The 22,531-nt window shown below is 41.7% G+C and carries 22 protein-coding genes; 19 read left to right on the top strand and 3 right to left on the bottom strand.

Going from position 1 to position 22,531, the window contains the following annotated elements:
* Nucleotides 1-53: 53 nt before the first annotated feature.
* Complete coding sequence (locus tag AC5YCD_RS08345; RefSeq protein ID WP_496129593.1) at nt 54-1,739, top strand: AMP-binding protein; 1,686 nt, start codon at nt 54-56, stop codon at nt 1,737-1,739.
* Between the two features lie 30 nt (nt 1,740-1,769).
* On the opposite strand, the gene AC5YCD_RS08340 is transcribed toward AC5YCD_RS08345, so the two are convergent.
* Complete coding sequence (locus AC5YCD_RS08340) at nt 1,770-2,192, bottom strand: acyl-CoA thioesterase (protein WP_496129592.1); 423 nt, start codon at nt 2,190-2,192, stop codon at nt 1,770-1,772.
* 592 nt (nt 2,193-2,784) lie between these two features.
* On the opposite strand from AC5YCD_RS08340, the gene AC5YCD_RS08335 reads away from it, so the two are divergent.
* Nucleotides 2,785-2,985 (top strand): hypothetical protein, encoded by a 201-nt coding sequence (locus AC5YCD_RS08335; RefSeq protein ID WP_496129591.1) that lies wholly within the window; start codon nt 2,785-2,787, stop codon nt 2,983-2,985.
* On the opposite strand, the gene AC5YCD_RS08330 is transcribed toward AC5YCD_RS08335, so the two are convergent.
* Entirely contained in the window at nt 2,982-3,449 is a 468-nt protein-coding gene (locus AC5YCD_RS08330; RefSeq protein WP_496129590.1) for a CinA family protein, read from the bottom strand. The two genes, AC5YCD_RS08335 and AC5YCD_RS08330, sit on opposite strands and share 4 nt — an antisense overlap.
* A 179-nt stretch (nt 3,450-3,628) precedes the next feature.
* Here AC5YCD_RS08330 and AC5YCD_RS08325 point away from each other — a divergent pair, with 179 nt between their 5' ends.
* From AC5YCD_RS08325 to AC5YCD_RS08310, 4 genes are all read left to right on the top strand, one after another.
* The gene (locus AC5YCD_RS08325; RefSeq protein ID WP_496129589.1) at nt 3,629-4,180 is read left to right on the top strand and encodes a type 1 glutamine amidotransferase domain-containing protein; all 552 of its coding nucleotides are present in this window, start codon (nt 3,629-3,631) and stop codon (nt 4,178-4,180) included.
* Between the two features lie 93 nt (nt 4,181-4,273).
* Nucleotides 4,274-4,687 (top strand): PaaI family thioesterase, encoded by a 414-nt coding sequence (locus AC5YCD_RS08320; RefSeq protein ID WP_496129588.1) that lies wholly within the window; start codon nt 4,274-4,276, stop codon nt 4,685-4,687.
* A 359-nt stretch (nt 4,688-5,046) separates the two neighbouring features.
* Nucleotides 5,047-6,549 carry an AAA family ATPase gene (locus tag AC5YCD_RS08315; RefSeq protein WP_496129587.1) on the top strand — a complete coding sequence of 501 codons (1,503 nt, stop codon included), beginning with the start codon at nt 5,047-5,049 and terminating at the stop codon, nt 6,547-6,549.
* Nucleotides 6,537-7,976 (top strand): VWA domain-containing protein, encoded by a 1,440-nt coding sequence (locus AC5YCD_RS08310; protein ID WP_496129586.1) that lies wholly within the window; start codon nt 6,537-6,539, stop codon nt 7,974-7,976. The genes AC5YCD_RS08315 and AC5YCD_RS08310 overlap by 13 nt, the downstream gene beginning before the upstream one ends.
* A gap of 54 nt (nt 7,977-8,030) precedes the next feature.
* Here AC5YCD_RS08310 and paaZ read toward each other — a convergent pair whose 3' ends face one another.
* Nucleotides 8,031-10,127, bottom strand: a complete 2,097-nt coding sequence (gene paaZ, locus AC5YCD_RS08305) for a phenylacetic acid degradation bifunctional protein PaaZ (RefSeq protein ID WP_496129585.1) — start codon at nt 10,125-10,127, stop codon at nt 8,031-8,033.
* A gap of 259 nt (nt 10,128-10,386) precedes the next feature.
* Between paaZ and paaA the strand changes: the two genes are divergently transcribed.
* The 13 genes from paaA (at nt 10,387) to AC5YCD_RS08240 (ending at nt 22,500) form a co-directional block, all read left to right on the top strand.
* Nucleotides 10,387-11,328 (top strand): 1,2-phenylacetyl-CoA epoxidase subunit PaaA, encoded by a 942-nt coding sequence (gene paaA / locus AC5YCD_RS08300; RefSeq protein ID WP_496129584.1) that lies wholly within the window; start codon nt 10,387-10,389, stop codon nt 11,326-11,328.
* Between the two features lie 27 nt (nt 11,329-11,355).
* Complete coding sequence (gene paaB, locus AC5YCD_RS08295; protein WP_496129583.1) at nt 11,356-11,646, top strand: 1,2-phenylacetyl-CoA epoxidase subunit PaaB; 291 nt, start codon at nt 11,356-11,358, stop codon at nt 11,644-11,646.
* A 12-nt stretch (nt 11,647-11,658) separates the two neighbouring features.
* Nucleotides 11,659-12,414, top strand: a complete 756-nt coding sequence (gene paaC, locus AC5YCD_RS08290) for a 1,2-phenylacetyl-CoA epoxidase subunit PaaC (RefSeq protein WP_496129582.1) — start codon at nt 11,659-11,661, stop codon at nt 12,412-12,414.
* Nucleotides 12,415-12,439: 25 nt separating this feature from the next.
* Nucleotides 12,440-12,940: a 1,2-phenylacetyl-CoA epoxidase subunit PaaD gene (paaD, locus tag AC5YCD_RS08285; protein WP_496129581.1), complete on the top strand. Its 501-nt coding sequence runs from the start codon at nt 12,440-12,442 to the stop codon at nt 12,938-12,940.
* Nucleotides 12,941-12,997: 57 nt separating this feature from the next.
* Nucleotides 12,998-14,056, top strand: a complete 1,059-nt coding sequence (gene paaE / locus AC5YCD_RS08280) for a 1,2-phenylacetyl-CoA epoxidase subunit PaaE (protein WP_496129580.1) — start codon at nt 12,998-13,000, stop codon at nt 14,054-14,056.
* 5 nt (nt 14,057-14,061) lie between these two features.
* On the top strand, nt 14,062-14,835 hold the full coding sequence (locus tag AC5YCD_RS08275; RefSeq protein ID WP_496129635.1) for an enoyl-CoA hydratase-related protein: 774 nt from the start codon (nt 14,062-14,064) through the stop codon (nt 14,833-14,835).
* On the top strand, nt 14,835-15,626 hold the full coding sequence (paaG, locus tag AC5YCD_RS08270; RefSeq protein WP_496129579.1) for a 2-(1,2-epoxy-1,2-dihydrophenyl)acetyl-CoA isomerase PaaG: 792 nt from the start codon (nt 14,835-14,837) through the stop codon (nt 15,624-15,626). The genes AC5YCD_RS08275 and paaG overlap by 1 nt, the downstream gene beginning before the upstream one ends.
* Nucleotides 15,627-15,628: 2 nt before the next feature.
* On the top strand, nt 15,629-17,164 hold the full coding sequence (locus AC5YCD_RS08265; RefSeq protein WP_496129578.1) for a 3-hydroxyacyl-CoA dehydrogenase: 1,536 nt from the start codon (nt 15,629-15,631) through the stop codon (nt 17,162-17,164).
* A gap of 15 nt (nt 17,165-17,179) precedes the next feature.
* Nucleotides 17,180-18,385 (top strand): 3-oxoadipyl-CoA thiolase, encoded by a 1,206-nt coding sequence (gene pcaF / locus AC5YCD_RS08260; RefSeq protein WP_496129577.1) that lies wholly within the window; start codon nt 17,180-17,182, stop codon nt 18,383-18,385.
* Between the two features lie 57 nt (nt 18,386-18,442).
* Complete coding sequence (paaK, locus tag AC5YCD_RS08255; RefSeq protein ID WP_496129576.1) at nt 18,443-19,735, top strand: phenylacetate--CoA ligase PaaK; 1,293 nt, start codon at nt 18,443-18,445, stop codon at nt 19,733-19,735.
* 57 nt (nt 19,736-19,792) lie between these two features.
* Nucleotides 19,793-20,737, top strand: coding sequence for a phenylacetic acid degradation operon negative regulatory protein PaaX (gene paaX, locus AC5YCD_RS08250; RefSeq protein ID WP_496129575.1), 945 nt, complete (start codon nt 19,793-19,795; stop codon nt 20,735-20,737).
* Nucleotides 20,738-20,765: 28 nt separating this feature from the next.
* A complete protein-coding gene (locus AC5YCD_RS08245; protein ID WP_496129574.1) occupies nt 20,766-21,377 on the top strand; it encodes a gamma carbonic anhydrase family protein in 612 nt (203 codons plus the stop codon).
* A 295-nt stretch (nt 21,378-21,672) separates the two neighbouring features.
* Nucleotides 21,673-22,500, top strand: a complete 828-nt coding sequence (locus AC5YCD_RS08240) for a MetQ/NlpA family ABC transporter substrate-binding protein (protein WP_496129573.1) — start codon at nt 21,673-21,675, stop codon at nt 22,498-22,500.
* Nucleotides 22,501-22,531 lie beyond the last annotated feature (31 nt).

The raw sequence follows: 22,531 nt of genomic DNA, 5'->3' as shown, positions 1-22,531 counted from the left end.
TAAAATAATATTTCACTATACAAAACTATAAGAATAGGTCACAGGAGTGAGTTATGTCACAACAACCATGGATTGCTGAGTATCAACGATGGAACGTTAATCCTGCATTTGTTCCACCACATCCGGATTTAACCTTAGCGCAAGTGATTGATGAAAAACTGCGTTTATTTGCAGAGAAAACCGCATTTATTTTTCTTAATCAAAAATATAGCTTTCAACAAGTCGATGAATTCAGTCACAGATTAGCGTATTTTTTGCAACAACAAGGTATTGCTGCGGGCAGTCGTATTGCGGTCATGCTGCCCAATATTATTCAGTATCCAATTGCAAGCTTTGCAATTTTAAGAGCAGGTTATATTTTAGTTAACGTTAATCCACTTTATACCCAGCGTGAGTTATATCATCAATTACAAGACTCAGAGGCTCAGGTTTTGATTGCGTTAAATTCAACTTTGGAAAAGCTACAAGATTTAGAGCAGTGCCCTGATTTAACCCATATTATTGCGACCACGGCTACAGATCTGGTCTTGCAAACCTCATCAGCACCGCATATTCCTGCATGCCCTCAACAGGTAAAAGCATTTGATTTGTTCAATATCTTAGAAAACACCCCAGCGTCTGAATTAAATCCGCTACAACAACAGCAACAAGATACGGTCATTTTACAATACACAGGGGGCACTACAGGCTTATCTAAAGGTGCAGAACTCACTCATGCCAATATTTTATTTAATGTGGCACAAAACAGTACTGTGTTCGTGAGTCATTTTGGTGATCGCGTTGCAGAAGATGGTGAATCAGTATTATGCGCGCTGCCGCTGTATCATATTTATGGCTTTACCATTTGCTTATTTAGTTATGGTTTGGCACGTGGTTTCGCCAATATTCTTATTCCAAACCCACGCGATTTAGACAGCTTAGTTGACCAATATCAGCAATACAGACCTACGGTTTTTCCAGCAGTGAATACGTTATTTAATGCTTTGGCACATCACCCACGTTTTGTTAGTTTAGATCATAGTCATTTGAAAACGACGACAGGTGGCGGCGCTAAAATTTTAAAAGCAACTGCAGATCGCTGGCAAGCGGTGACCGGTCGCTATATTTATGAAGGCTATGGCTTATCAGAAACATCGCCCACAGCAACGTTTAATCCACCGTTAAGTGAACGCTTTAATGAAACTATTGGTTTGCCAATTGCAGGTACCGAAATTGTTATTCTAGATGAGCATGGTCGACGACTTGGCTTTAACCAAGCGGGAGAAATTGCGATTCGTGGCCCCCAAGTAATGAAAGGTTATTGGCAACAGCCAGAAGCCACCCAGAAAGTCTTTACTCCAGATGGCTTTTTCTTAAGTGGTGATATTGGTTCGATGAATGAACAGGGCTACATCACCATTTTGGATCGCAAAAAAGACATGATTTTAGTGTCAGGATTTAATGTTTATCCAAATGAAATTGAATATGTCTTATCACTGCATCCTAAAGTGCTAGAAAGTGCAGTAATTGGAGTAGAGGATGAAAAATCTGGTCAAGTGCCTAAAGCCTTTATTGTCAAGAAAGATCCAAGCTTGACTCAAGAAGAAATACACAGTTATTTAAAGCAGCAGCTGACCAATTATAAAATTCCAAAATATCTTCAATTTATAGATGAATTGCCTAAATCAGCGGTAGGAAAAATTTTGCGTCGTGAATTACCTCGTGATTTAGATCATAATGATTTAGCTCAAGTGTCTTAAATAAAACAGCCATCGAAAGATGGCTCTTTTTTAGGCTGCTTGTATAAACTGCTGCATATAGCGTTGTAAATCATTTTTCATCTGAGTTGGTATCTGCTGTTTTACAAAACTGTCTTTGCATACCAGCACAATCACACTACTGGCGCTGGCCACACAACAATTTTGTGCTTGGCTATAAATATCATATTGCATTACAAAACTACTCTTGCCCACATGTGTCACTAAGGCTTTGGTGGTGAGCGTATCAGGGTAAAAAACGGGTTGTTTATAGGTACATTCGTTTTTTAAAATCACACTATACAGCGAATGTTCGAAGAAATTTAAAGCATCCAAAAAGGCAATTCTCGCATCTTCAATATAACGGAAATAATGTACATTGTTTAAATGTCCAAACGCATCCATTTCACCCCAAGCAATAGGGCGACTTACGCTTAATAATTGTTGTAAAGGCATCGACTACATCCTAAATAGAATTGTGTTGTGTTTTTAGGTCAGCATTATTTTTAGTTAGTCTGTAGTATATTTAAACATAAGCTGTAGCGCAATTTTTATCATTCATGATGGATCTGTTAAAAGTGCAGCTAGAGATGATATAAATTGATGCTCTTTTGCTATTTGTATGGCTTATCAATCAGGCTTTTGGTCCTGATTTTGTATTGGAATGAATGGATCTTAAATCCTATTACCCATCAACTCTAAAATGAAGTTCAACTGCATTAACCAGTCAAAAATACAGAATACTTAGCTACAGTTTAGTGAAATTTAAAAATGTTAACCTCAACACAGTTGAGCAGCTTAAAAAGCTTATTTTGGAGGAATTTTCACACAATTTGTAAACTTATTTAAGCGTTGTTGGGTGATTAGTAATCTTGATTGATTTTGTCGGAATTGCGACCAATAATAACCTTGCTCTAGCATAAATGAATTGACACCCCTGTTACCTTGTTACGATTTTATGCTAGGGTCTTTTTCCTGCCATTAGTCTGAAATTTTTGCATGTCTCTCATTTTATTTTATTCTATAAGAAAAAATGTTGAGTGAAAAAATGAAGCGTTCTAAACAGCAGGCGGCACTGCAGCTCACAGCACAATGGAGTGTGGAGCAGGATTGTTATTTAATTGAGCATGCCAGTCAAAGCATGGCACAGCTGCAAAAGATATTGCCTTTTAATGAAGAAGAAATTAATGCGCGTAAAAAAGTTCTAGGCTTAATGAAAAGACAACGTGCATTACAACGCTTACGTTAGTGTGTGTTGAGTAATTTAAGCAATGTTTTACAGATTTTTTTCAGTACTTTATCTAATTTTTCCTGCTGAGTGCCGGTGCAATAACAGCGCTGATTATAAATTTTATCTTGGTATAAGATACTATAAAAAAATGTACCGACAGGTTTATCCGGAGTTTCACTGCCGCCTTTTTTAAGTAATCCTGTACAGGCCACATAGATATCACAATCAAATAATTTTGGGGCACGGCGCGCCAGTTCTTCAGTGACTTGCATAGATTCAGGACTATACTTTTTCACCAGTTTTTGAGGCACACCTAAGACATTTTTTTTGACTTTTAAGTCGTAACACACTAAACCACCGACTAAAATTTTTCCAGATTGAGGTGTAAGAGCAAAGCGGTGGGCGAGATAACCACAGGTTGCACTTTCGATAAAGCTAATACAGCATTTTTTCTTGGCTAAAGCTTGGGCGCATTTTCGCATGCCAGTACTCCTTTTTTTAGTATTGAGCTTATAAAACTAAATGCAATTCAGGGCTAATATTTACAATCTGCTGCTCAATTCCTGCATAAACATACATAGGCACTATATAACTCAACCTGATCTGGCTGGATTTGCTTTACAGTAAATGAGGCGCAAAAAAAATATGAGAAGGAATGAGTATGAGTCAGAAAAAAGTGCTTATCATGACCTCCAATACGGGAGTAGAGCTGGCAGAATTACAGCAACCGCTGGAATTTTTACGCAGTAAAGGTATAGAAGCCATTCATGCTGCAATTGAAAATAAAGCTGTACGCACCGTAGAACAGGATAGCAAGCCAGCCATTGATTTTGAGCCAGATAGCAGCTTAAGTTCCGTGAATGTAGATGACTATGCTTTATTGCTAATTCCGGGAGGTACGGTCAATGCTGATCAATTGCGTGTGGATCAAGACGCACAGCGTATTATTCAATACTTCGCTGATCATGGTCGTCCGATTGCCGCCATTTGTCATGCGCCTTGGGTATTGATTGATGCTGAACGTATTCAGGGCAAAACCTTAACCTCTTATCATAGCATTCGCTTAGATTTACAACATGCAGGAGGCAACTGGGTCGATCAAGAAGTACAGCGTTGTGCGATGCATGATTGGGTACTGATCACCTCACGTTGTCCAGATGATCTGCCTGCCTTTAATCAAGCCATTGTGAAAGAGCTTGAGCATTCAAGCTAATTTTCAGTTAAATATGACGCTAAAGTACTTGCATGTACTTTGGCGTTTTTTTATGCTCAAGACGACAATAAAAACATCACAACAAGGACGCTTATGTTATCACTGCTTGAGCTACAACAGCATTTAGTCACACATTTTCCGCGTGCGATGCAAAAATTTCAGCTCGAAAAAATTTTACCCGACAGCACCATCTTAAAACGTCATATTCAAGAGGAAGACTTACGCCCTGGTGCGACAGTCTCGGGGCCAACTTTAATGCAAATTGCCGACTTTGCCGCTTATGTGGGGATTATGGCGGATCAAGGTATTATTGCGAGTGCATTTACCACGAATTTAAATATTAATTTTTTGCGCCGTGCCGCGGCAGATCAGGCGATTATTGTGCATACCAAAATTTTAAAAGCGGGTAAAAATTTAGCCACGGCTGAAATGAGTATGTATTCTGACGGCAATGCAGACATGATTGCGCATGCAGTGGCCACATTTGCATTAATGCGTACAGAATGAAACGCTTCATTGAAACGGCAGTGATTTACCCTACTAAATGACAATATTGATTTCAGTAAATGATTAAAATTTAGCGTTTTAATTTTAAACAATCGGTAAAAATGATGTTTATAATAATAAAGATCGTTTTTACTTGCTTTAAAAATCACGCTACTATTTTGCCATTAGAAAGCGTAGGGGAAGGAGAGAGTCCTTACGCTTTCTTTATCATTGGCTCAATACACGCATAGCAAGGTTAGTAAGCAAGGCATTAGAGTGTTTGCTCGATTGCTGCTTAAAACAGCAAATATTAAAGCTTTGATTTATATTTGAACCAATTCATGGTTACAATTTAGTTTTCTGCTACAAGATGATCGGTCATGATGCACAAGCGAATGCATACTTTAATTCAAACATTATCTGAGCACATGTTTGAACGTGAACAAACGATTGCGCTGTGTGTATTGGCAGGTGTGGCAGGTGCTAACAGTTTTTTATATGGTGCACCCGGTACAGCCAAAAGTTTAATTTCGCGCCGCGTGGCAGCAGGCTTTGAAGTCTCTGAATATTTCGAATATTTGATGAACCGCTTTAGCACCCCAGAAGAATTATTTGGGCCAGTATCATTAAAAGCCTTAAAACAAGATCAATATACCCGTAAAACTGAGCATTATTTACCTAAAGCTGAATTTGCCTTTTTAGATGAAATTTGGAAAGCCAGTCCAGCAATTTTAAACACCTTGCTCACGCTGCTGAATGAAAAGACCTTTAAAAATGGCGATGTATTGCAACAAGTACCGCTAAAAGTACTCATCAGTGCCTCTAATGAAATTCCACAAGCCGAGCAAGGCTTAGATGCACTGTATGACCGTTTTATTTTGCGTTTGCAGGTACATCCAATTCAACAGCAGCAGCATTTCTTTGCCTTATTAAATGCTGCCCCAAGTAGCAGTAAACTTAAAGTCAGTGAAGAATTAAAAATTAGCCGTGATGAATTATTAGCCTGGCGCGAGCAAATTTATGATGTGGTTTTGCCTGAGCATGTGTTAAATGCCTTTAGTCAAATTCGTGCGCAGCTGCAACAGCAATTTGCTGATCAGCAGATTTATATTTCGGATCGTCGTTGGCAACGCATTGCCTATTTAATCAAAGCAGCCGCTTTTTTAAATGGCCGTGACACGGTGCTTATCAGTGACTTATTTATTTTAAAACATTGTTTATGGAATCAGCTCGACGATGTCGCATTTGTAGAGCAAATTTTAGATCAAGTGCTATTGCGCGGGCTATATGATGATTTAGCGCTCGATGATTTAATCCATAACAAAGAACAGCTTGAACAAGAAATCCTGAACTATTTTTATTATACCGATGATGTCTATTATAGCTATTTAATCAAGGGACAGGATTATCTACATGCTGTGACCAATTTAGATCATCATTATCAAGATCAAGCTCTATATTTAGCCTTAGATAAAATGGGCACGAATAAAGACTTTTTTGCCATTGATGCACAAGGCGAAGAAATTCGTGGCATTGTGTGTAATTTTAACGGCACGCGCCAATGTACGCTAAAAGGCGGTTATTACGGCTTAGAAGAAGTGGTGACGCCAAGTATTAAATATGCCAAAGGTACGCTACGTCAGCATTTAAAATCAGAACAACAGCAACAATTACAGCGACAACTGGCTGATCTCAAAGCCGAGTTTTTGCAGCAGCAGCAGACTTTAAGCCAACGTTTTAACACACAAAAGCCAAAATTTGCCTCAATCTTTGTAGAGCAGCAGCATATTCAAAACTTGATTGAAGCACTGGAAAAACAATTGCAACAGTATGAATTACAGTTACAGGATTGTGTGCGTTTGGAACAATTATGCCAACAATAAATACCCCTGCTGCATTAAAGGCTGCGACCGAACAACTCATGCAAAGTTTGCAGACATCCAGCTTAAAACATTATTTAAATGATCAAAAAGTGCAGCAGCATGTTGAGCAAAGGGTACAAGAATGGGCTTATCAAGCTAAATCTAATTTAGATCAGCAGCATCCATATTTAAAAGCACAACAGCAATTAGAGCACTGGCTTAAGCTCATACAGGTGGATGCGTCTGAGTTTCAACAACTATTAAATGATTATCAAGAATTTAGTCAATTGCTCGGTTGGTCGGATTTAAGTGATTTTTGGCAGCAGCCGCTTCAATTACAGCGTTTGCAAGACCCCAAGTTTCGGGATTTACAATTTCAATTATTACGTGATAAATGGCAGCGTAAACTGACCGAAGCGGTGGCTGCGTGGGAATTTGAGCAACTGGCCTTGCAGCGCGATGCTTTTTTAGATGATATGAAAGACTTTTTAGCCAGCTTACAGCGTATGGCCAAACATAAAGAGTCTTTAGGTCTCGATACGGGTATCTTTATTGACTATTCCAAAGGCAAGCTGACTCCACAAGATTTAGACCAGTTTCAACAATGGTGTGAATATTTAGAGCAAGATACTGAACTGGTGCGCTTAGCCCATAGCTTGGGTGCGGCCAAACCGTCTAAGTATCCACGCCGTGCTGCCTCATTGCAATTGCCACCCGATGCGCATGTTGCTATGCAAACTGATCACGTCCAAGAGGAGCTGATGGGGATTCAATTGGCACGGGATTTAAACAACACTTTGCCACATGAATTGGCCTTACTGGCTGATCCTGATTTAGAAATTCTATTTGATTTAAAATATTTAGAAGAAAATCTGATGAGCTTTAGTATGCAAGGTGAAAGCCAAGCCAAAGTGATTGATCAGCAACAACAGCTAAAAAAACAATTGGGGCAAAAAGGCCCGATGGTGCTGTGTTTGGATACCAGTGGTTCGATGCATGGACAACCAGAACTGATTGCCAAAGCCTTAAGTTTATTTTTGGCCATGCAGGCCATGAAACAACATCGTCCCATGTATTTAATAAACTTCTCTACTCAAGTCACGACTTTAGAATTGACTCAAGCCCAAGGCATTGAGGATTTATTGCAGTTTTTAAGACAATCATTTTATGGTGGTACTGATATTATTCCAGCCTTAAGTCATGCTATTGAGATGCTAGAAGCACCAGATTTCAGCAATGCCGATGTGATTGTGGTGTCGGATTTTATTATGGGGCATTTGCCTGAAGATTTAATGCAAAATATTGAAACAGCTAAGCAAAATGGCCACGTTTTTTATGCCGTGGCGATTGGGAATTTCCGTTTTGATCATCTTAATTTAGGCTTATTTGATCATCAATGGATCTATCAAGCCAAAACAGGGCAAGTTGTTGAACTTGCTACAACCTAAAGCGGATTAAGGTTTAAAAAGGCCAGTATGCTTAACATACTGGCTTTAACAGGATTAGTCGCGCTCGACTAAAGTCAAGATATCGTAGGTTGCAACTAACTCATCACGTTGATTCTTCACTTTAATATCCCAGACCACCACGCCATGCGGTTTTTGCGTTGGGTCTTTTAAGATTTTAGGGGTCTTTTGCTTACAGGTCAGTTCAACTTGAATCGTATCGCCAATTTTTACTGGCTCTACAAAACGTAAGTTGTCCATACCATAGTTCGCAATTACTGGCCCGACCGCTGCATCAACAAATAAACCTGCGGCAGCAGACACCACAAAGTAGCCATGTGCTACACGTTCACCAAACAACGATTCAGCCGCGCCAATTTTATCCATATGTGCATAGAAATAGTCGCCACTTAAACCCGCAAAGCTGACAATATCGGCTTCGGTAATGCTACGACGTGCCGTGAGTAAACGTTCACCAATGCGTAATTCATCAAAGGATTTTTTAAATGGATGCACACGATCAGCAAAGAATTCAGCGCCTGCAGTCCAGCTATGACCGACTTGGGTTAAAGCATTTGGCGAGCCTTGAATTGCAGTGCGCTGCATATAATGTTTGACTGCACGTAAGCCGCCGAGTTCTTCACCACCACCGGCACGACCCGGACCACCATGCACTAAATAAGGTAATGGCGAACCGTGACCGGTACTTTCTTTAGCACTTTGCTCATCTAAAATGTGCACACGACCATGCCATGGTGCAATCGCGGCCAATAAGGCTTCGATTTGACTGTCTGTATTACGCACAATAGAAGCGACTAAGCTGCCTTCACCACGTGCCACTAAATCAGCAAGCTCATCGAGATTTTGGTATGGCATTAAGGTACACACTGGGCCAAAGGCTTCAGTATTATGTACTACATCCGCTTGGCTTGGTTGGTCGCAACGCAATAGCGCAGGTGGATAGAATGCACCTTGCTGTGGTTGTGCGGCATCAATGCTAAAGTCTTGACGTAAATGACTACCAAACACCACTTGGGCTTGGCTGGCAAGTTGCGCAACTTTTTCAGTCACATCTTGTTTTTGTTTTAGGCTGGCAAGCGCGCCCATGGTCACGCCTTCACGTGCAGGATCACCCACCACCACTTTAGCAAGTTTGGCAATCAAGCGTTCTTGTACAGTATCAATGAGATTTTGTGGTACAAAAGCACGACGAATGGCAGTACATTTTTGCCCAGCTTTGGTGGTCATTTCGCGGAATACTTCACGTACAAAAAGGTCAATTGTCGTGTCGTTGGCATCTTCGACTAAGATCGCGCTATTAACGGAATCGGCTTCCATGGTAAATGCAATCGAATGACGATTTAAATGCGGATGCTGACGTAAACTTTGACCTGTCGCGGCAGAGCCAGTAAAGGTAATGGTATCTTGTGGGCCTAAATGCTCAAATAAATCATAAGTTTGACCGCAAATTAGCTGTAGAGCACCTTCAGGCAATAAGTTGCTGGCTAAAATGTCACGTACTACCGCATGCGTTAGCTCAGCACCTTCGGTGGCAGGTTTCACAATACACGGCACGCCAGCCAACAAGGTTGGTGCAATTTTCTCTAACATACCCCAAATTGGAAAGTTAAAGGCATCAATATGCACAGCTACGCCTGCTTTTGGGGTTAAAATGTGCTTGGCACCAAAGTTCCCTTGTTTGGACAATGGCAACCATGCATCTTCTACCCAAATTTTTTCATCGCTTAGTTCACGGCGTACCAAACTTGAATAGGCAAATAAAGTGCCAATCCCGCCTTCAATATCAATCCAGGCATCTTTACGGGTTACACCAGTTGCATAAGCCAACTGGTAATAGTCTTCCTTACGTTCCATCAAATATTGTGCGATATTTTTTAAGGCATTGGCACGTTCATGGAAAGTGAGGTTCGCTAAAGCACGGCCTTTTTGTTTGGCATATTGCACAATTTTTTGCGTATCAATGCCGTGACTGCTCACTTCATAGATCCGTTGACCGCTAATGGCATGATACACCGGGCGTAGACTTTGTGTAGCGGTGTACTGTTCACCATAGACCAACGAACTTAAAACTTTAATTGACTCTTGGCTTTCGTGTGTAGCGGGCGTGTCTTGTTGTTGTTCAAGATCAAGCATACGACTGACTCCTTATCCTGTATTCCATAGTTTTGTTTGAATTATTGTGTGCTAATTTGATATTTAAATAACAAAAAGTCAATCATGTTTTTGATTAAATTTTATTTAATATGAAAAATATAAAAATTAATTTCATAAAAAACAATATTTTATTAAATTTGATTCATAAAAATTTTATGATACTAATAAAAATGTATTGATTTTAAATGTGTATCGTTTTAATTTAATCGAAACACTTAGGATAAGTGAGGACAATAAGATGACAACCGCAGCCGCGTTATTTGAACAAAAAATACAACAGGACGTTTCCATCGAGCCTAAAGACTGGATGCCAGATGCCTACCGTAAGACCCTCATCCGTCAAATTGGCCAACATGGTCATTCGGAAATTATTGGTATGTTGCCAGAGGGCAACTGGATTACCCGTGCACCAAGCTTAAAGCGTAAGGCGGTGTTGCTGGCCAAAGTCCAAGATGAAGCAGGGCATGGCTTATATCTTTACAGCGCGGCTGAAACCTTGGGTGCTGACCGTGATGACATGATGGATAAGCTGATTAGCGGCAAAATGAAATATTCATCGATTTTTAACTATCCAACGTTAACTTGGGCAGATGTGGCGGCCATTGGTTGGTTAGTAGATGGCGCTGCAATTGTCAACCAAGTGGCGTTGTGCCGTACCTCATATGGTCCTTATGCACGTGCTATGGTGCGAATTTGTAAAGAAGAAAGTTTCCACCAACGTCAAGGTTTTGAAGCCATGATGGCCTTGGCGGCTGGTAGCCCTGAGCAAAAACAAATGGCGCAAGATGCTGTCAATCGTTTCTGGTGGCCGGCATTAATGATGTTTGGTCCTAATGATGACAATTCTCCAAACAGTGCGCAAAGCATGGCTTGGAAAGTTAAACGTTTTAGTAATGACGAATTACGTCAAAAGTTTGTCGATAACACGGTGCCACAAGTGCTACAGCTTGGGCTGACTGTGCCAGATCCTGACTTGAAATGGAATGAAGAAAAGGGTCAATACGAATTTGGCGAAATTAACTGGGATGAATTCTTTGCGGTACTGGCAGGCAAGGGCCCAGGTAATCACGAACGTATTCAGGCGCGTAAAAAAGCATGGGAAGGTGGTGCTTGGGTACGTGAGTCTGCCGCCGTTTATGCACAAAAGCAGCAACAAGATGCTGCAGCAAAAGTCGCTTAAATTTTTGATGAATAAGGATATACAATCATGAATAACAAAAACAACTGGTCACTTTACGAAGTTTTTGTCCGTAGTAAACAAGGCTTAAGTCACCGTCATGTGGGCAGCTTACGTGCTCCAGATGATGAGATTGCGCTGCAAAATGCCCGTGATGTCTATACCCGTCGTAATGAAGGGATCAGCATCTGGGTAATTAAGTCTGAATTGATTACTTCATCTCAACCTGATGAGAAAACTGAATTTTTTGATCCGTCATTAGACAAAGTTTATCGTCATCCAACCTTCTATACCATCCCAGATGGCATTGAGCATATGTAAGGGAGAATGATGATGACAAATGCAACACTGGCACAATTTTTACTGCATGTTGGCGATAGTCAACTGATTTTATCGCATCGTTTGGCAGAGTGGTGTGGGCATGCACCTGAACTAGAGCTTGATATTGCGCTTGCCAATATTGGTTTAGATTTATTAGGTCAAGCGCGTAATGCTTTGACTTTGGCGGGTGAGCTCGAAGGTTTGGGTCGTGATGAAGATCAATTGGCGTATTTCCGTCATGAACGTGACTACCGTAACTTATTGCTGACTGAACAACCCAATGGTGATTTTGCGCAAACCATCGTACGTCAATGGTTAATGGATCATTATCATAGCATTTTATTAAATGCGTTAACTGCAAGTAAGCATGCTGAAGTGGCTGCATTTGCAGTGAAATCACTTAAAGAAGCCAAATATCATGTGCGTTTTTCAAGTGCTTGGATGGAGCGCTTAAGTTTAGGCACTCAACTTGCTCATGAAAAAGTACAAGCGGCGCTGGATGAACTGTGGCGTTTTACTGAAGAGTTGTTCAGCACAACTCAAGATGAGCAAGCCTTAATTGAGCAAGGTATTTTGCCAAATTTAAGTAGCTTAAAAACCTTATGGACAGAAACAGTATTGAATGATGTCGAACGTTTAGGGTTAACAGTGCCTGCTTTAGGTGCTTATCGTAATGGAGCCAAACAAGGCTTACATACTGAGCATTTAGGTTACATTTTAGCAGAGTTGCAATATATGCAACGTAGTTACCCAAATATGGTTTGGTAAATCGCAATCACAGGGAGTGAGACGCATGAATTTAATTAAACACTGTACCGATCAATGCTGGGACGTTTTAGCCAACGTTGCCGATCCCGAAATTCCAGTGCTGTCGATTTTAGATTTAGGCATGGTACGTGGGATAGATTTAGATGCAGATGAACAGATTATTGTGCGTCTGACGCCAACCTATAGTGGTTGTCCTGCAACAGACTTACTCAAAAGCCAAATTGTTGAAGCACTCAATGCTGCAGGCTTTGCCCCAGTGAAGGTTGTGATTGATTTATCGGAAGCTTGGAGCACCGATTGGATGTCTGAGCAGGGCAAAGATAAATTGCGTGCTTATGGGATTGCCCCCCCAGTCGGCGAAGCCAAAACTTGTGGCAGTCATGTGGCGTTAGGCGCTGGCATCCAATGCCCACATTGCCAAAGTACCCAGACCCAATTACTCAGTGAATTTAGTTCGACCGCATGCAAAGCCTTGTATCGTTGCCAGAGCTGCTTAGAACCCTTTGACTATTTTAAATGTATCTAACATTGAAATAGATCCAACAATAAATACAGTCAAAGTTAAAAAAATAGGGAGATTTTTATGAGCCAATTCGTACCTTTAGTGGTTAAATCTGTAACACCACAAACCGATAGTGCCATTTGTATTGCATTTGATTTACAAGATAATTTAGCCGAGCAGTTTCAATATCAACCGGGTCAGCATTTAACCATTCGTCATGTGCATCAAGGTGAAGAGCTGCGTCGTTGCTATTCTATTTGTAGCTATGGTCAAGATGAAGACATCAGTATTGCCATTAAAAAGATCCCTGAAGGTATTTTTTCCACTTGGGCCAATGAGCAGGTCAAAGTGGGTGATGTGTTAGAAGTGATGCCACCACAAGGGGTATTTTTCCAAAAAGCGGCCAAAGTGGGCGGTAAACGTTATTTAGCTTTTGCTGCGGGTAGTGGTATTACCCCGATTTTATCGATTGTGAAGTCAGTGTTACAACGTGAACAAGATGCAGAATTTACTTTGGTGTATGGTAATCGCTCTTGGAAGCAAACCATGTTTGCTGAGCAAATCATGGATTTAAAAGACCGTTATAAAACCCGTTTCCAACTGATTAATGTATTCTCGCGGGAAATGAATGATAGTGCCTTGTTTAATGGTCGCATTAATGCAGAAAAACTAGAACAATTATTCCAAGCCGATTTACTCGATCAACGTTTTGATCACTGCTTTGCCTGTGGGCCAGAAGACATGATGCAAGCGGTAGAAGAAATTTTGCCCAATTATGGCATTGCACGTGAAAAAATTCATACCGAACGTTTTAATACCGGCACAACCAAGGTCAGCCAAGAACAAATCGAACTACGTAGCGAAGAAAAAGTCCATGTGATCTTAGACGGCCGTGAATTGGTGGTTGAAGTCTCAAAACAAGATGACAGTATTTTAGATGCCGCGTTGCGTGCCGGTGCCGATTTACCCTACGCGTGTAAAGGCGGTGTCTGTGCGACTTGTAAATGTAAAGTGTTACAAGGTGAAGTCGAAATGGCGATTAACTACAGCTTAGAGCAAGATGAAATTGCCAACGGCTATGTCTTAAGTTGCCAAGCACGACCGCTAACTAATGACGTACGTTTAAGTTTTGACGAATAAGGGAGCTGCGTATGCTGATCAAGACCCAAATCGTCAAAGCGGGCGTATTGTTAATCGAACTTAATCGTCCTGAAAAACGTAATGCGCTGAATAATGCCACTTTAACTGCCATTTCTGATGCATTACAGGATGCGGAACACAATGCTGAGATTCGTACCGTGGTACTCACAGGCAACAGCACATGCTTTGCGGCAGGTGCTGATCTCAATGAACTGGCAGCTTTAGATGTCGTTAGTATTCAACAAGACCCGCGCCCAAGCTTATGGAAACGCATTGATGAGTTTTCTAAGCCACTCATTATGGCAGTCAATGGCTATGCTTTTGGTGCTGGTTTTGAGCTGGCTTTACATGCTGATATTGTCTTGTGCGGTGATAACGCCCAATTTGCCTTACCTGAAATTACTTTAGGGATGTTACCCGGCGCAGGCGGTACCCAGCGTCTAGCCCGCTTGGTTGGTCAACAGTTGACGATGCGTTGGGCAATGACCGGTACACCGATTTCAGCACAAACAGCTTTACAACATGGCATTAGCAGTCAAATTTGCCCCAAAGATTTAACCGTGCAATATGCCATTGAATTGGCAGAGAAAATTGCCAAGCAAGCGCCGCTTGCCATTCGTGTGATTAAACAATCATTAAAAACAGTGCATGAAGTGAGCTTAAGCCAAGGTCTCAAACTCGAACGCCAACATTTCGTTTGGCTGGCTGCCACCCAAGATCGCCAAGAAGGCATTCATGCATTTTTAGAAAAACGCCAACCGCAATTTAGAGGTGTGTAATGGACTATCAAACAATTATTGTCAAACAACAAAACGGTGTTGGCTATTTAACTTTAAACCGTCCGCAGCAACTGAATAGCTTTAATGAGCTGATGCATCAAGAAGTGGCAAAAACTTTAAAAGCATGGGCTAAAGATCCTGAAATCCGTGCTGTGGTGTTGTCTGGTTCAGGTCGTGGTTTTTGTGCCGGTCAAGATTTAAACGACCGTGTGGTAGATCCGAATGCTGCTGCACCTGATTTAGGTCTATCGATTGAAAAATATTACAACCCGATGATTCAAACCATTACCGAAATGCCAAAACCTGTAATTTGTGCGGTCAATGGTGTGGCTGCAGGGGCAGGGGCCAATATTGCGCTTGCGTGCGATATTGTCATTGCGGCAGAATCTGCATCCTTTATTCAAGCCTTTTGTCGTTTAGGTTTGGTGCCAGATTCAGGTGGCACATGGTTCTTACCGCGTTTGGTGGGGCGTGCACAGGCGATGGGCTTGGCATTATTGGGCGATAAAGTCTCTGCGCAGCAAGCCAAAGACTATGGCATGATTTGGCAAGTGGTGGCGGATGATCAACTGACGCTTGAAGCTGAAAAACTGGCGGAACATTTAGCCAAGCAACCGACCTATGGTTTATCGTTAATTAAAAAAGCCATTCATGCCGCTTATGACAATGACCTCAGTGAGCAGCTGATTTTAGAACGTGATTTACAGCGTTTGGCCGGTCGTTCAGAAGATTATCGTGAAGGTGTGCAAGCCTTTATGCAAAAACGTCCACCGCAATATAAAGGCTGCTAACGATGCGTGATTTATCTCAAGCTAAAGTCGCCGTGATTGGCGCGGGTACCATGGGGATTGGTATTGCCCAACTGGCAGCCAGCTATGGTCATTCGACTTATCTGTATGATGTCGATGCCACACGTACTCAAGCGGCATTAGACGGTTTAAAACAGCAATTGGCTGCGCGTGTGGCTAAAGGCAAACTGACGCAAGCCGATTATGATGCGACTCTGGCCAATTTAACTGTAGTAGAAAAAATCGAACAATTGGCAGATCGTGATCTGGTGATTGAAGCGATTGTCGAAAAACTCGAAGTTAAACAAGCTCTATTTGCGCAATTGGCCAGTATTTGTAATCCAAACAGCATCTTTGCCTCAAATACTTCATCAATTTCGATTACTGCAATTGCTGCTAAAGTACCACAGCCCGAGCGTGTGATTGGTTTGCATTTCTTTAATCCTGCACCCGTCATGAAGTTGGTCGAGATTATTTGTGGCTTACAAACCAATGCTGAACTTGCCGATTCATTACATGCTTTAATGCAGAGATGGAAAAAAGTACCTGTTCGTGCCAAATCCACCCCAGGTTTTATTGTCAATCGTGTGGCACGCCCATTTTATGCCGAAGGTCTACGTGCCTTACAAGAACATATCACATGTCCAGAAGTGCTCGATTACGTATTACGTGAATGTGGTGGTTTTGCCATGGGGCCATGTCAGTTAACTGACCTGATTGGGCAAGACGTTAATTTCTCTGTCACACAAAGTGTGTATCGTGCCTTTTATGATGAACCACGCTACCGTCCATCTTTGGTGCAACAAGAACTCGTTGATGCCGGTTTCTTGGGGCGTAAAACGGGTCAGGGTTTCTATACTTACCAAGATGGTAAAGTGACGCCGCAGTATCTGCCTGAAACACTCAATAGCATTACACCGCAGCAGATTCAAGTGCAAGGCACATGGTCGGCACAGCCTGAATTTATGGCGCGTTTAAAACACAGCAGCCTCAAGCTTGAGTTAAACCCAGCCCAGCAAGATATGATTGTTGTGGATGATATTCAGATCACGCTAGCTGATGGTTCAAGTCTAGATTTAAATATCGATGGGCAAAAACGCGTCTTTATGGATTGGCATCATGCTTGGGACAAGGCTCAAGCCATTGCACTGAGTGCTTATGGGTGTGATGAAATTGATTTTGCGAAAGTGAATGCATTATTTTTAAGTCTCAATGTGACACCGATTTGGCTAAAAGATCATGCTGGTCTATTATGCCTACGCAGCATTGCCTGTTTAGTCAATGAAGCCTGTGAAACTGTCTTACACGGCGTAGCGACCGAACAAGATATTGATTTGGCAATGAAATATGGTGTGAACTACCCAATGGGTCCATTTGCATGGGCAGAAAAAATTTCATATCACACTATTTTAAAAACTTTGGAAAATGTGTATCGTATTTATGCGGAAGAAAAATATCGACCAAGTCTATATTTACGCAAGAAAGCGGCATTAGAAACTGCACAACAACAAAAATTAATGGATTATCGCCAAGCTGGCTAAAACAGGATGTAAAGTATGCAAGATGTATATGTATGTGACATGATTCGTACCCCAATTGGTCGTTATGCTGGTGGCTTAAGCACTATTCGTACCGACGACTTGGCAGCGTTACCGATCCAATATTTAAGAAACAAGCATCCGAATTTACCATGGCAACACCTCGATGAAGTGATTTTAGGTTGTGCCAACCAAGCGGGTGAAGATAACCGCAATGTGGCACGTATGGCAAGTTTACTTGCGGGTTTAGGTGAAGATGTACCTGCGATTACTGTGAACCGCCTATGTGCTTCAGGTTTAGATGCGGTGGGCTTGGGTGCACGTGCCATTAAAGCGGGTGAAGCACAGTTTATTTTAGCTGGTGGTGTAGAAAGCATGAGCCGTGCGCCATTTGTGCAATCTAAACCAACTGCTGCGTTTAGTCGTACCCCAGAAATTTTTGATACCACGATTGGCTGGCGTTTTATCAACCCAAAATTTAAACAGCAATTTGGCACCGACAGCATGCCAGAAACCGCTGAAAACGTAGCAGCAAAATACAACATTAGCCGTGAAGATCAGGATTTATTTGCTTATCGTAGCCAACAAAAAGTGGCTAAAGCACAGCAAAACAATATTTTTGCTGAAGAAATTATGCCCGTTGAAATTATTCAACGTAAAAAGACGTTATTAGTTGAACAAGATGAGCACCCACGTGCTGACACGACACTTGATGATTTAGCAGCGTTAAAAACCCCATTCAAAAAAGAAGGCGGTTCGGTGACTGCGGGCAATGCATCAGGTGTCAATGATGGTGCGGCTTGTGTACTACTTGCTAATGCTGAATTTGCGCAAGCCCATGGCTTAGATCGGGTGGCGCGTGTGGTGGGCATTGCCAGTGCAGGTGTAGAAGCCAAATATATGGGTATTGGCCCGGTACCTGCCATTCAAAAAGTTTTAAAGCAAACGGGCTTAAGTTTAGAGCAAATGGATGTCATTGAGCTGAATGAAGCCTTTGCTGCCCAAGCCTTAGCCGTAACGCGTGAACTGGGCCTTAGCGATGACGATGCGCGTGTCAATCCAAATGGTGGTGCAATTGCACTGGGTCATCCACTAGGGATGAGTGGTACACGTTTAGTGATTACCGCAGCCAAAGAGCTTAAACGCCGTAATGGTCAATATGCACTATGTAGTATGTGTGTGGGCGTGGGCCAAGGTGTGGCTTTAATTTTAGAAAACGTCTAAACAAAAAATTGTAATAACAATAAGCGCTGTCAGGATGATGGCAACAAGGAGTACAGCATGAATATGAATGCGATCGAAGCGATTGAACGCGCGTCTATTGACGAATTACGCAATCTACAATTACAACGCATGCAAAAAACCTTACAGCATGCCTATGACAACAGTACCGTCTATAAACAAAAATTTGATGCCGCAGGTGTGCATCCAAGTGATTTAAAAAGTCTTGAAGATTTGGCTAAATTTCCGTTTACCACCAAACAAGATTTACGTGACAATTATCCATTTGGTATGTTTGCCGTTCCGCAAGAACAAATCGTGCGTGTGCATGCTTCATCGGGTACTACAGGTCAACCGACGGTAGTGGGTTATACCCAAAATGACATTAACGTCTGGTCGGATGTGGTGGCGCGTTCCCTACGTGCAGCGGGCTTAAGTTCTAAAGATACCATTCAAGTCTCTTATGGTTATGGCTTATTTACCGGTGGCTTAGGTGCACATTATGGCGTTGAGCGTCTAGGTGCCACGGTCATTCCGATGTCTGGTGGGCAAACCGACAAACAAGCACAACTGATTCATGACTTTAAACCAACAGCATTGATGGTTACACCATCGTATTGCTTAAACATCATTGAAGCGTTAGAGCGTAAATTTGGTAGCGCCAAAGATTGCTCAATTCGTACCGGGGTGTTTGGTGCTGAGCCATGGACTAATGAAATGCGTAAAGAGATTGAAGAGCGCCTTGGCATTAACGCACTTGATATCTATGGCTTATCTGAGGTGATGGGGCCGGGTGTTGCGATGGAATGTTTAGAAAGTAAAGATGGCCCAACCATTTGGGAAGATCATTTCTACCCTGAAATCATCCATCCTGAAACTGGTGAAGTCTTGCCAGATGGGGAGTTGGGTGAATTGGTCTTTACCACCATTACCAAAGAAGGCATGCCAGTGATTCGCTACCGTACCCGCGATTTAACCCGCTTGTTACCAGGAACAGCACGCCCAATGCGTCGCATGGATAAAATTGTTGGTCGTAGTGATGATATGATGATTATTCGTGGCGTGAACGTGTTTCCTTCACAAATCGAAGAGCAAATTCTACATATTCCACAACTTGAGCCGAACTACCAAATTCAAATTTGCAAACAAGGCCATCTTGATACGCTGCATATTCGTACCGAAATGCGCCGTGATGGCAGTGGCGTTCAAGCGCAGCAATTGGCACAGCAACTCAAAGCACAAATCAAAACCATGGTCGGTATTACCGTATCGGTTGAAGTATTACCTGAGGGCAGCCTACCGCGTTCTGAAGGGAAAGCTCAACGCGTGATCGATATCCGAAAGTCGGCTTAAACAAATGGGGCAATTTATCGTAAGATAATTGTCCCCAGCATAAATTCGAGATATACAGTGACCAATAATAAATTAAAACAGGCGATTGATGATTTCATTACACATGAATCACTCAGCGGTACCTCACTGATTATGACGGTTTTTGGTGATAGTGTTTATCACCGTGGTGGGGTGATGAGCCTGGCCAGTTTAATTCAACTGATGGAGGTTTTTGGCCTCAATGAACGTTCGGTACGTACTGCAGTCTTTCGTTTGGTACAAAATGGCTGGTTGATTTCTGAAAAAATAGGCCGTACCAGCTATTACCGTATTACTGAAAGCAGTCGACAGCGTTTTATCATGGCTGATCAAAAAATTTATAGCTTTGAACAACGTGAATGGGATCAAAAGTGGGATTTGGTCTTATTAAGCTCGGTTGAACTTGAAAATAAAGTGCTGTTAAAACGTGAGCTCGAATGGTTGGGTTTTGCCAATATTGCCACCAACGTCATGGCTTATCCGGGCTGTGATCATTTAAAACTACAAAATTTGTTGTTGAATTTAAGTATGACGGATCAAGTGGTTTTATTTAAGGCTGAAACTTTAGCCTTATGGCAAGAATCTTATCCAACCGTAAAACGGATGGTGGCCATCAATTGGCCGATTGAAAGCTTACAGCAGCGTTATCAAAAATTTATTCAAGATTTCCGCAGCTTCTTTAGTTATTTAGAGAACGAAGAAGACATTGATCCAATTCAAGCTTTTCAGGTGCGGATTTTACTCATTCATCAATACCGTCGGATTTTACTGAAAGATCCCAATTTACCCCTAGAGCTGCTGCCACTGGATTGGCCAGCCTTAACTGCGCGTAATTTAAGCAGTAATATTTATCAAACCGTATATGCTGCCGCAGATGAATTTTTCTTAGAACATGCGCGTACCGCAGACGGTAATATGCCGCCTGTACATCCACAATTTTACAAACGTTTTGGCGGTTTAAAACAAGAACTGATTGCCGACTAAAACCTTGCCACTTTAAAGGAGTAAAGTGATGCCTTGTTATGCCATTGATGGAGTGATTCCTGTGGTCAGTCCACAGGCCTATATTCATCCAACTGCAGTTTTAATTGGTGATGTCATCATTGAGGAAGGCGTGTATATTGGCCCCAATGCCTGTTTACGTGCCGATTTTGGGCGCATTCATATTGAAAAAAATGCCAACGTACAAGACAACTGTGTCATTCATGGTTTTCCCAATAGTATCACGCGCGTAGCAGAATATGGCCACATTGGTCACGGCGCGATTTTACATGGCTGCCAAATTGGTAAAAATGTGTTGGTGGGTATGAACAGTGTGATTTTGGATGAAGCTGCCATTGCTGAAAATTGTATTGTAGGTGCCAACAGTACCGTCAAAGCCAAAGCCAATATTGCACCAAACCAATTGGTGGTGGGCAGTCCTGCGCGCGCAATCCGTGAACTCGATGCTAAAGAAATTGCTTGGAAAAGCAAAGGCACAGACGAGTATATCCGTTTAGCTCAGCGCTGTTTAGACAGCTTACATGAGGTTGAACCTTTGTCTCAAGATGACCCGCAGCGCTTAACCTATGCCGTATTTCATGCCGATTATCAAATTAAAGCGGAGTTGAAAAAATCCTCTTAAAAGTAAACCATTAAGCAGCTTAGGCTGCTTTTTTTATAGATTAATATTGATCTATGAGGTGAATTTAACTATCACAAGGTCACAGGGATGATGGGGCGAATACAATGTGGCCAAACCTACATCAATTTTTTTGCAAAAAAAATCATAAAAATATATTTCTAAATTTATGCTATTCATGCAGAAAAATAATATTTTTCAATCCTTTGTAAATCACGTTACATAAGCTCAATTGTTTATGCATAGATCGTTCTTGCCTAGAACCATTTAACACATAGATCCAAATTGAGATAGATAAATGAAAAAATTGACTTGGAGTTGCGCTTTAGCCAGCAGCTTATTTTTATGGGGGTGTGATCAAAATAAAGCAGATCCCTCTGACGCCACAACCGCACAAAGTGCAGCTAAGGTGGTCAAATTGATTGGTAAAGATAATCCGCCGTATTCTGATTTAGCTGAATTTGCCCAGCAACAGCTCAAAAAGGAAAATATTGATTTACAAATTCAATATGTTAACGACTCATTAATGCCAAATCGAGTAGTCGATGCCAAAGAAGCCGACTTAAACTTCTTTCAACATAAAAGTTATTTAGACTCAGCTGCTCATTTAAATCAATGGGACCTCAAGGTCGTCTCTTATACCTTTAATACAATTTTTGGTGCTTATTCACCACAGTATTCGTCCATCGCTGCCTTACCTGATCAAGCACGTGTGGTGATTCCATCCGATACAGGCAATAATGGTCGTGCCCTTTTATTACTACAACAAGCCGGTTTGATTCAGCTGAAACCCAATAGTGAAGCTAAAGCCAGTCAAGCCGATATTATTGCTAACCCAAAGCGACTGAAGATTACTGAAGTTGAGCAGCCGATGATTCCATCGGTGTACCGTGATTCAGACTTAACCTTAATTACAGGTGCATATACTGCACATGCAGGGGTGGTGCCTAAAAGAGATGCTTTGGTGACCGAAAAGCCTGACCCTTATTACACTGCAGTGTTAGTGGGCAATGGGGCGTCTATTCAACGTCCAGAAGTACAACGCGTGAAAGAAGTTTTTGAATCTGAAGAAGCCCGCCAATATATTCTCAAAAACTTTAGTGATTATGTGACTTGGCAACGTTAATAACACCAGGTAGTGGGACAAATCGGGCGTT

The organism is Acinetobacter sp. CY05 (assembly GCF_059515805.1).
The sequence above is the reverse complement of the archived record's forward strand: the minus strand, read 5'-3'. Positions and strand labels throughout refer to the sequence as shown.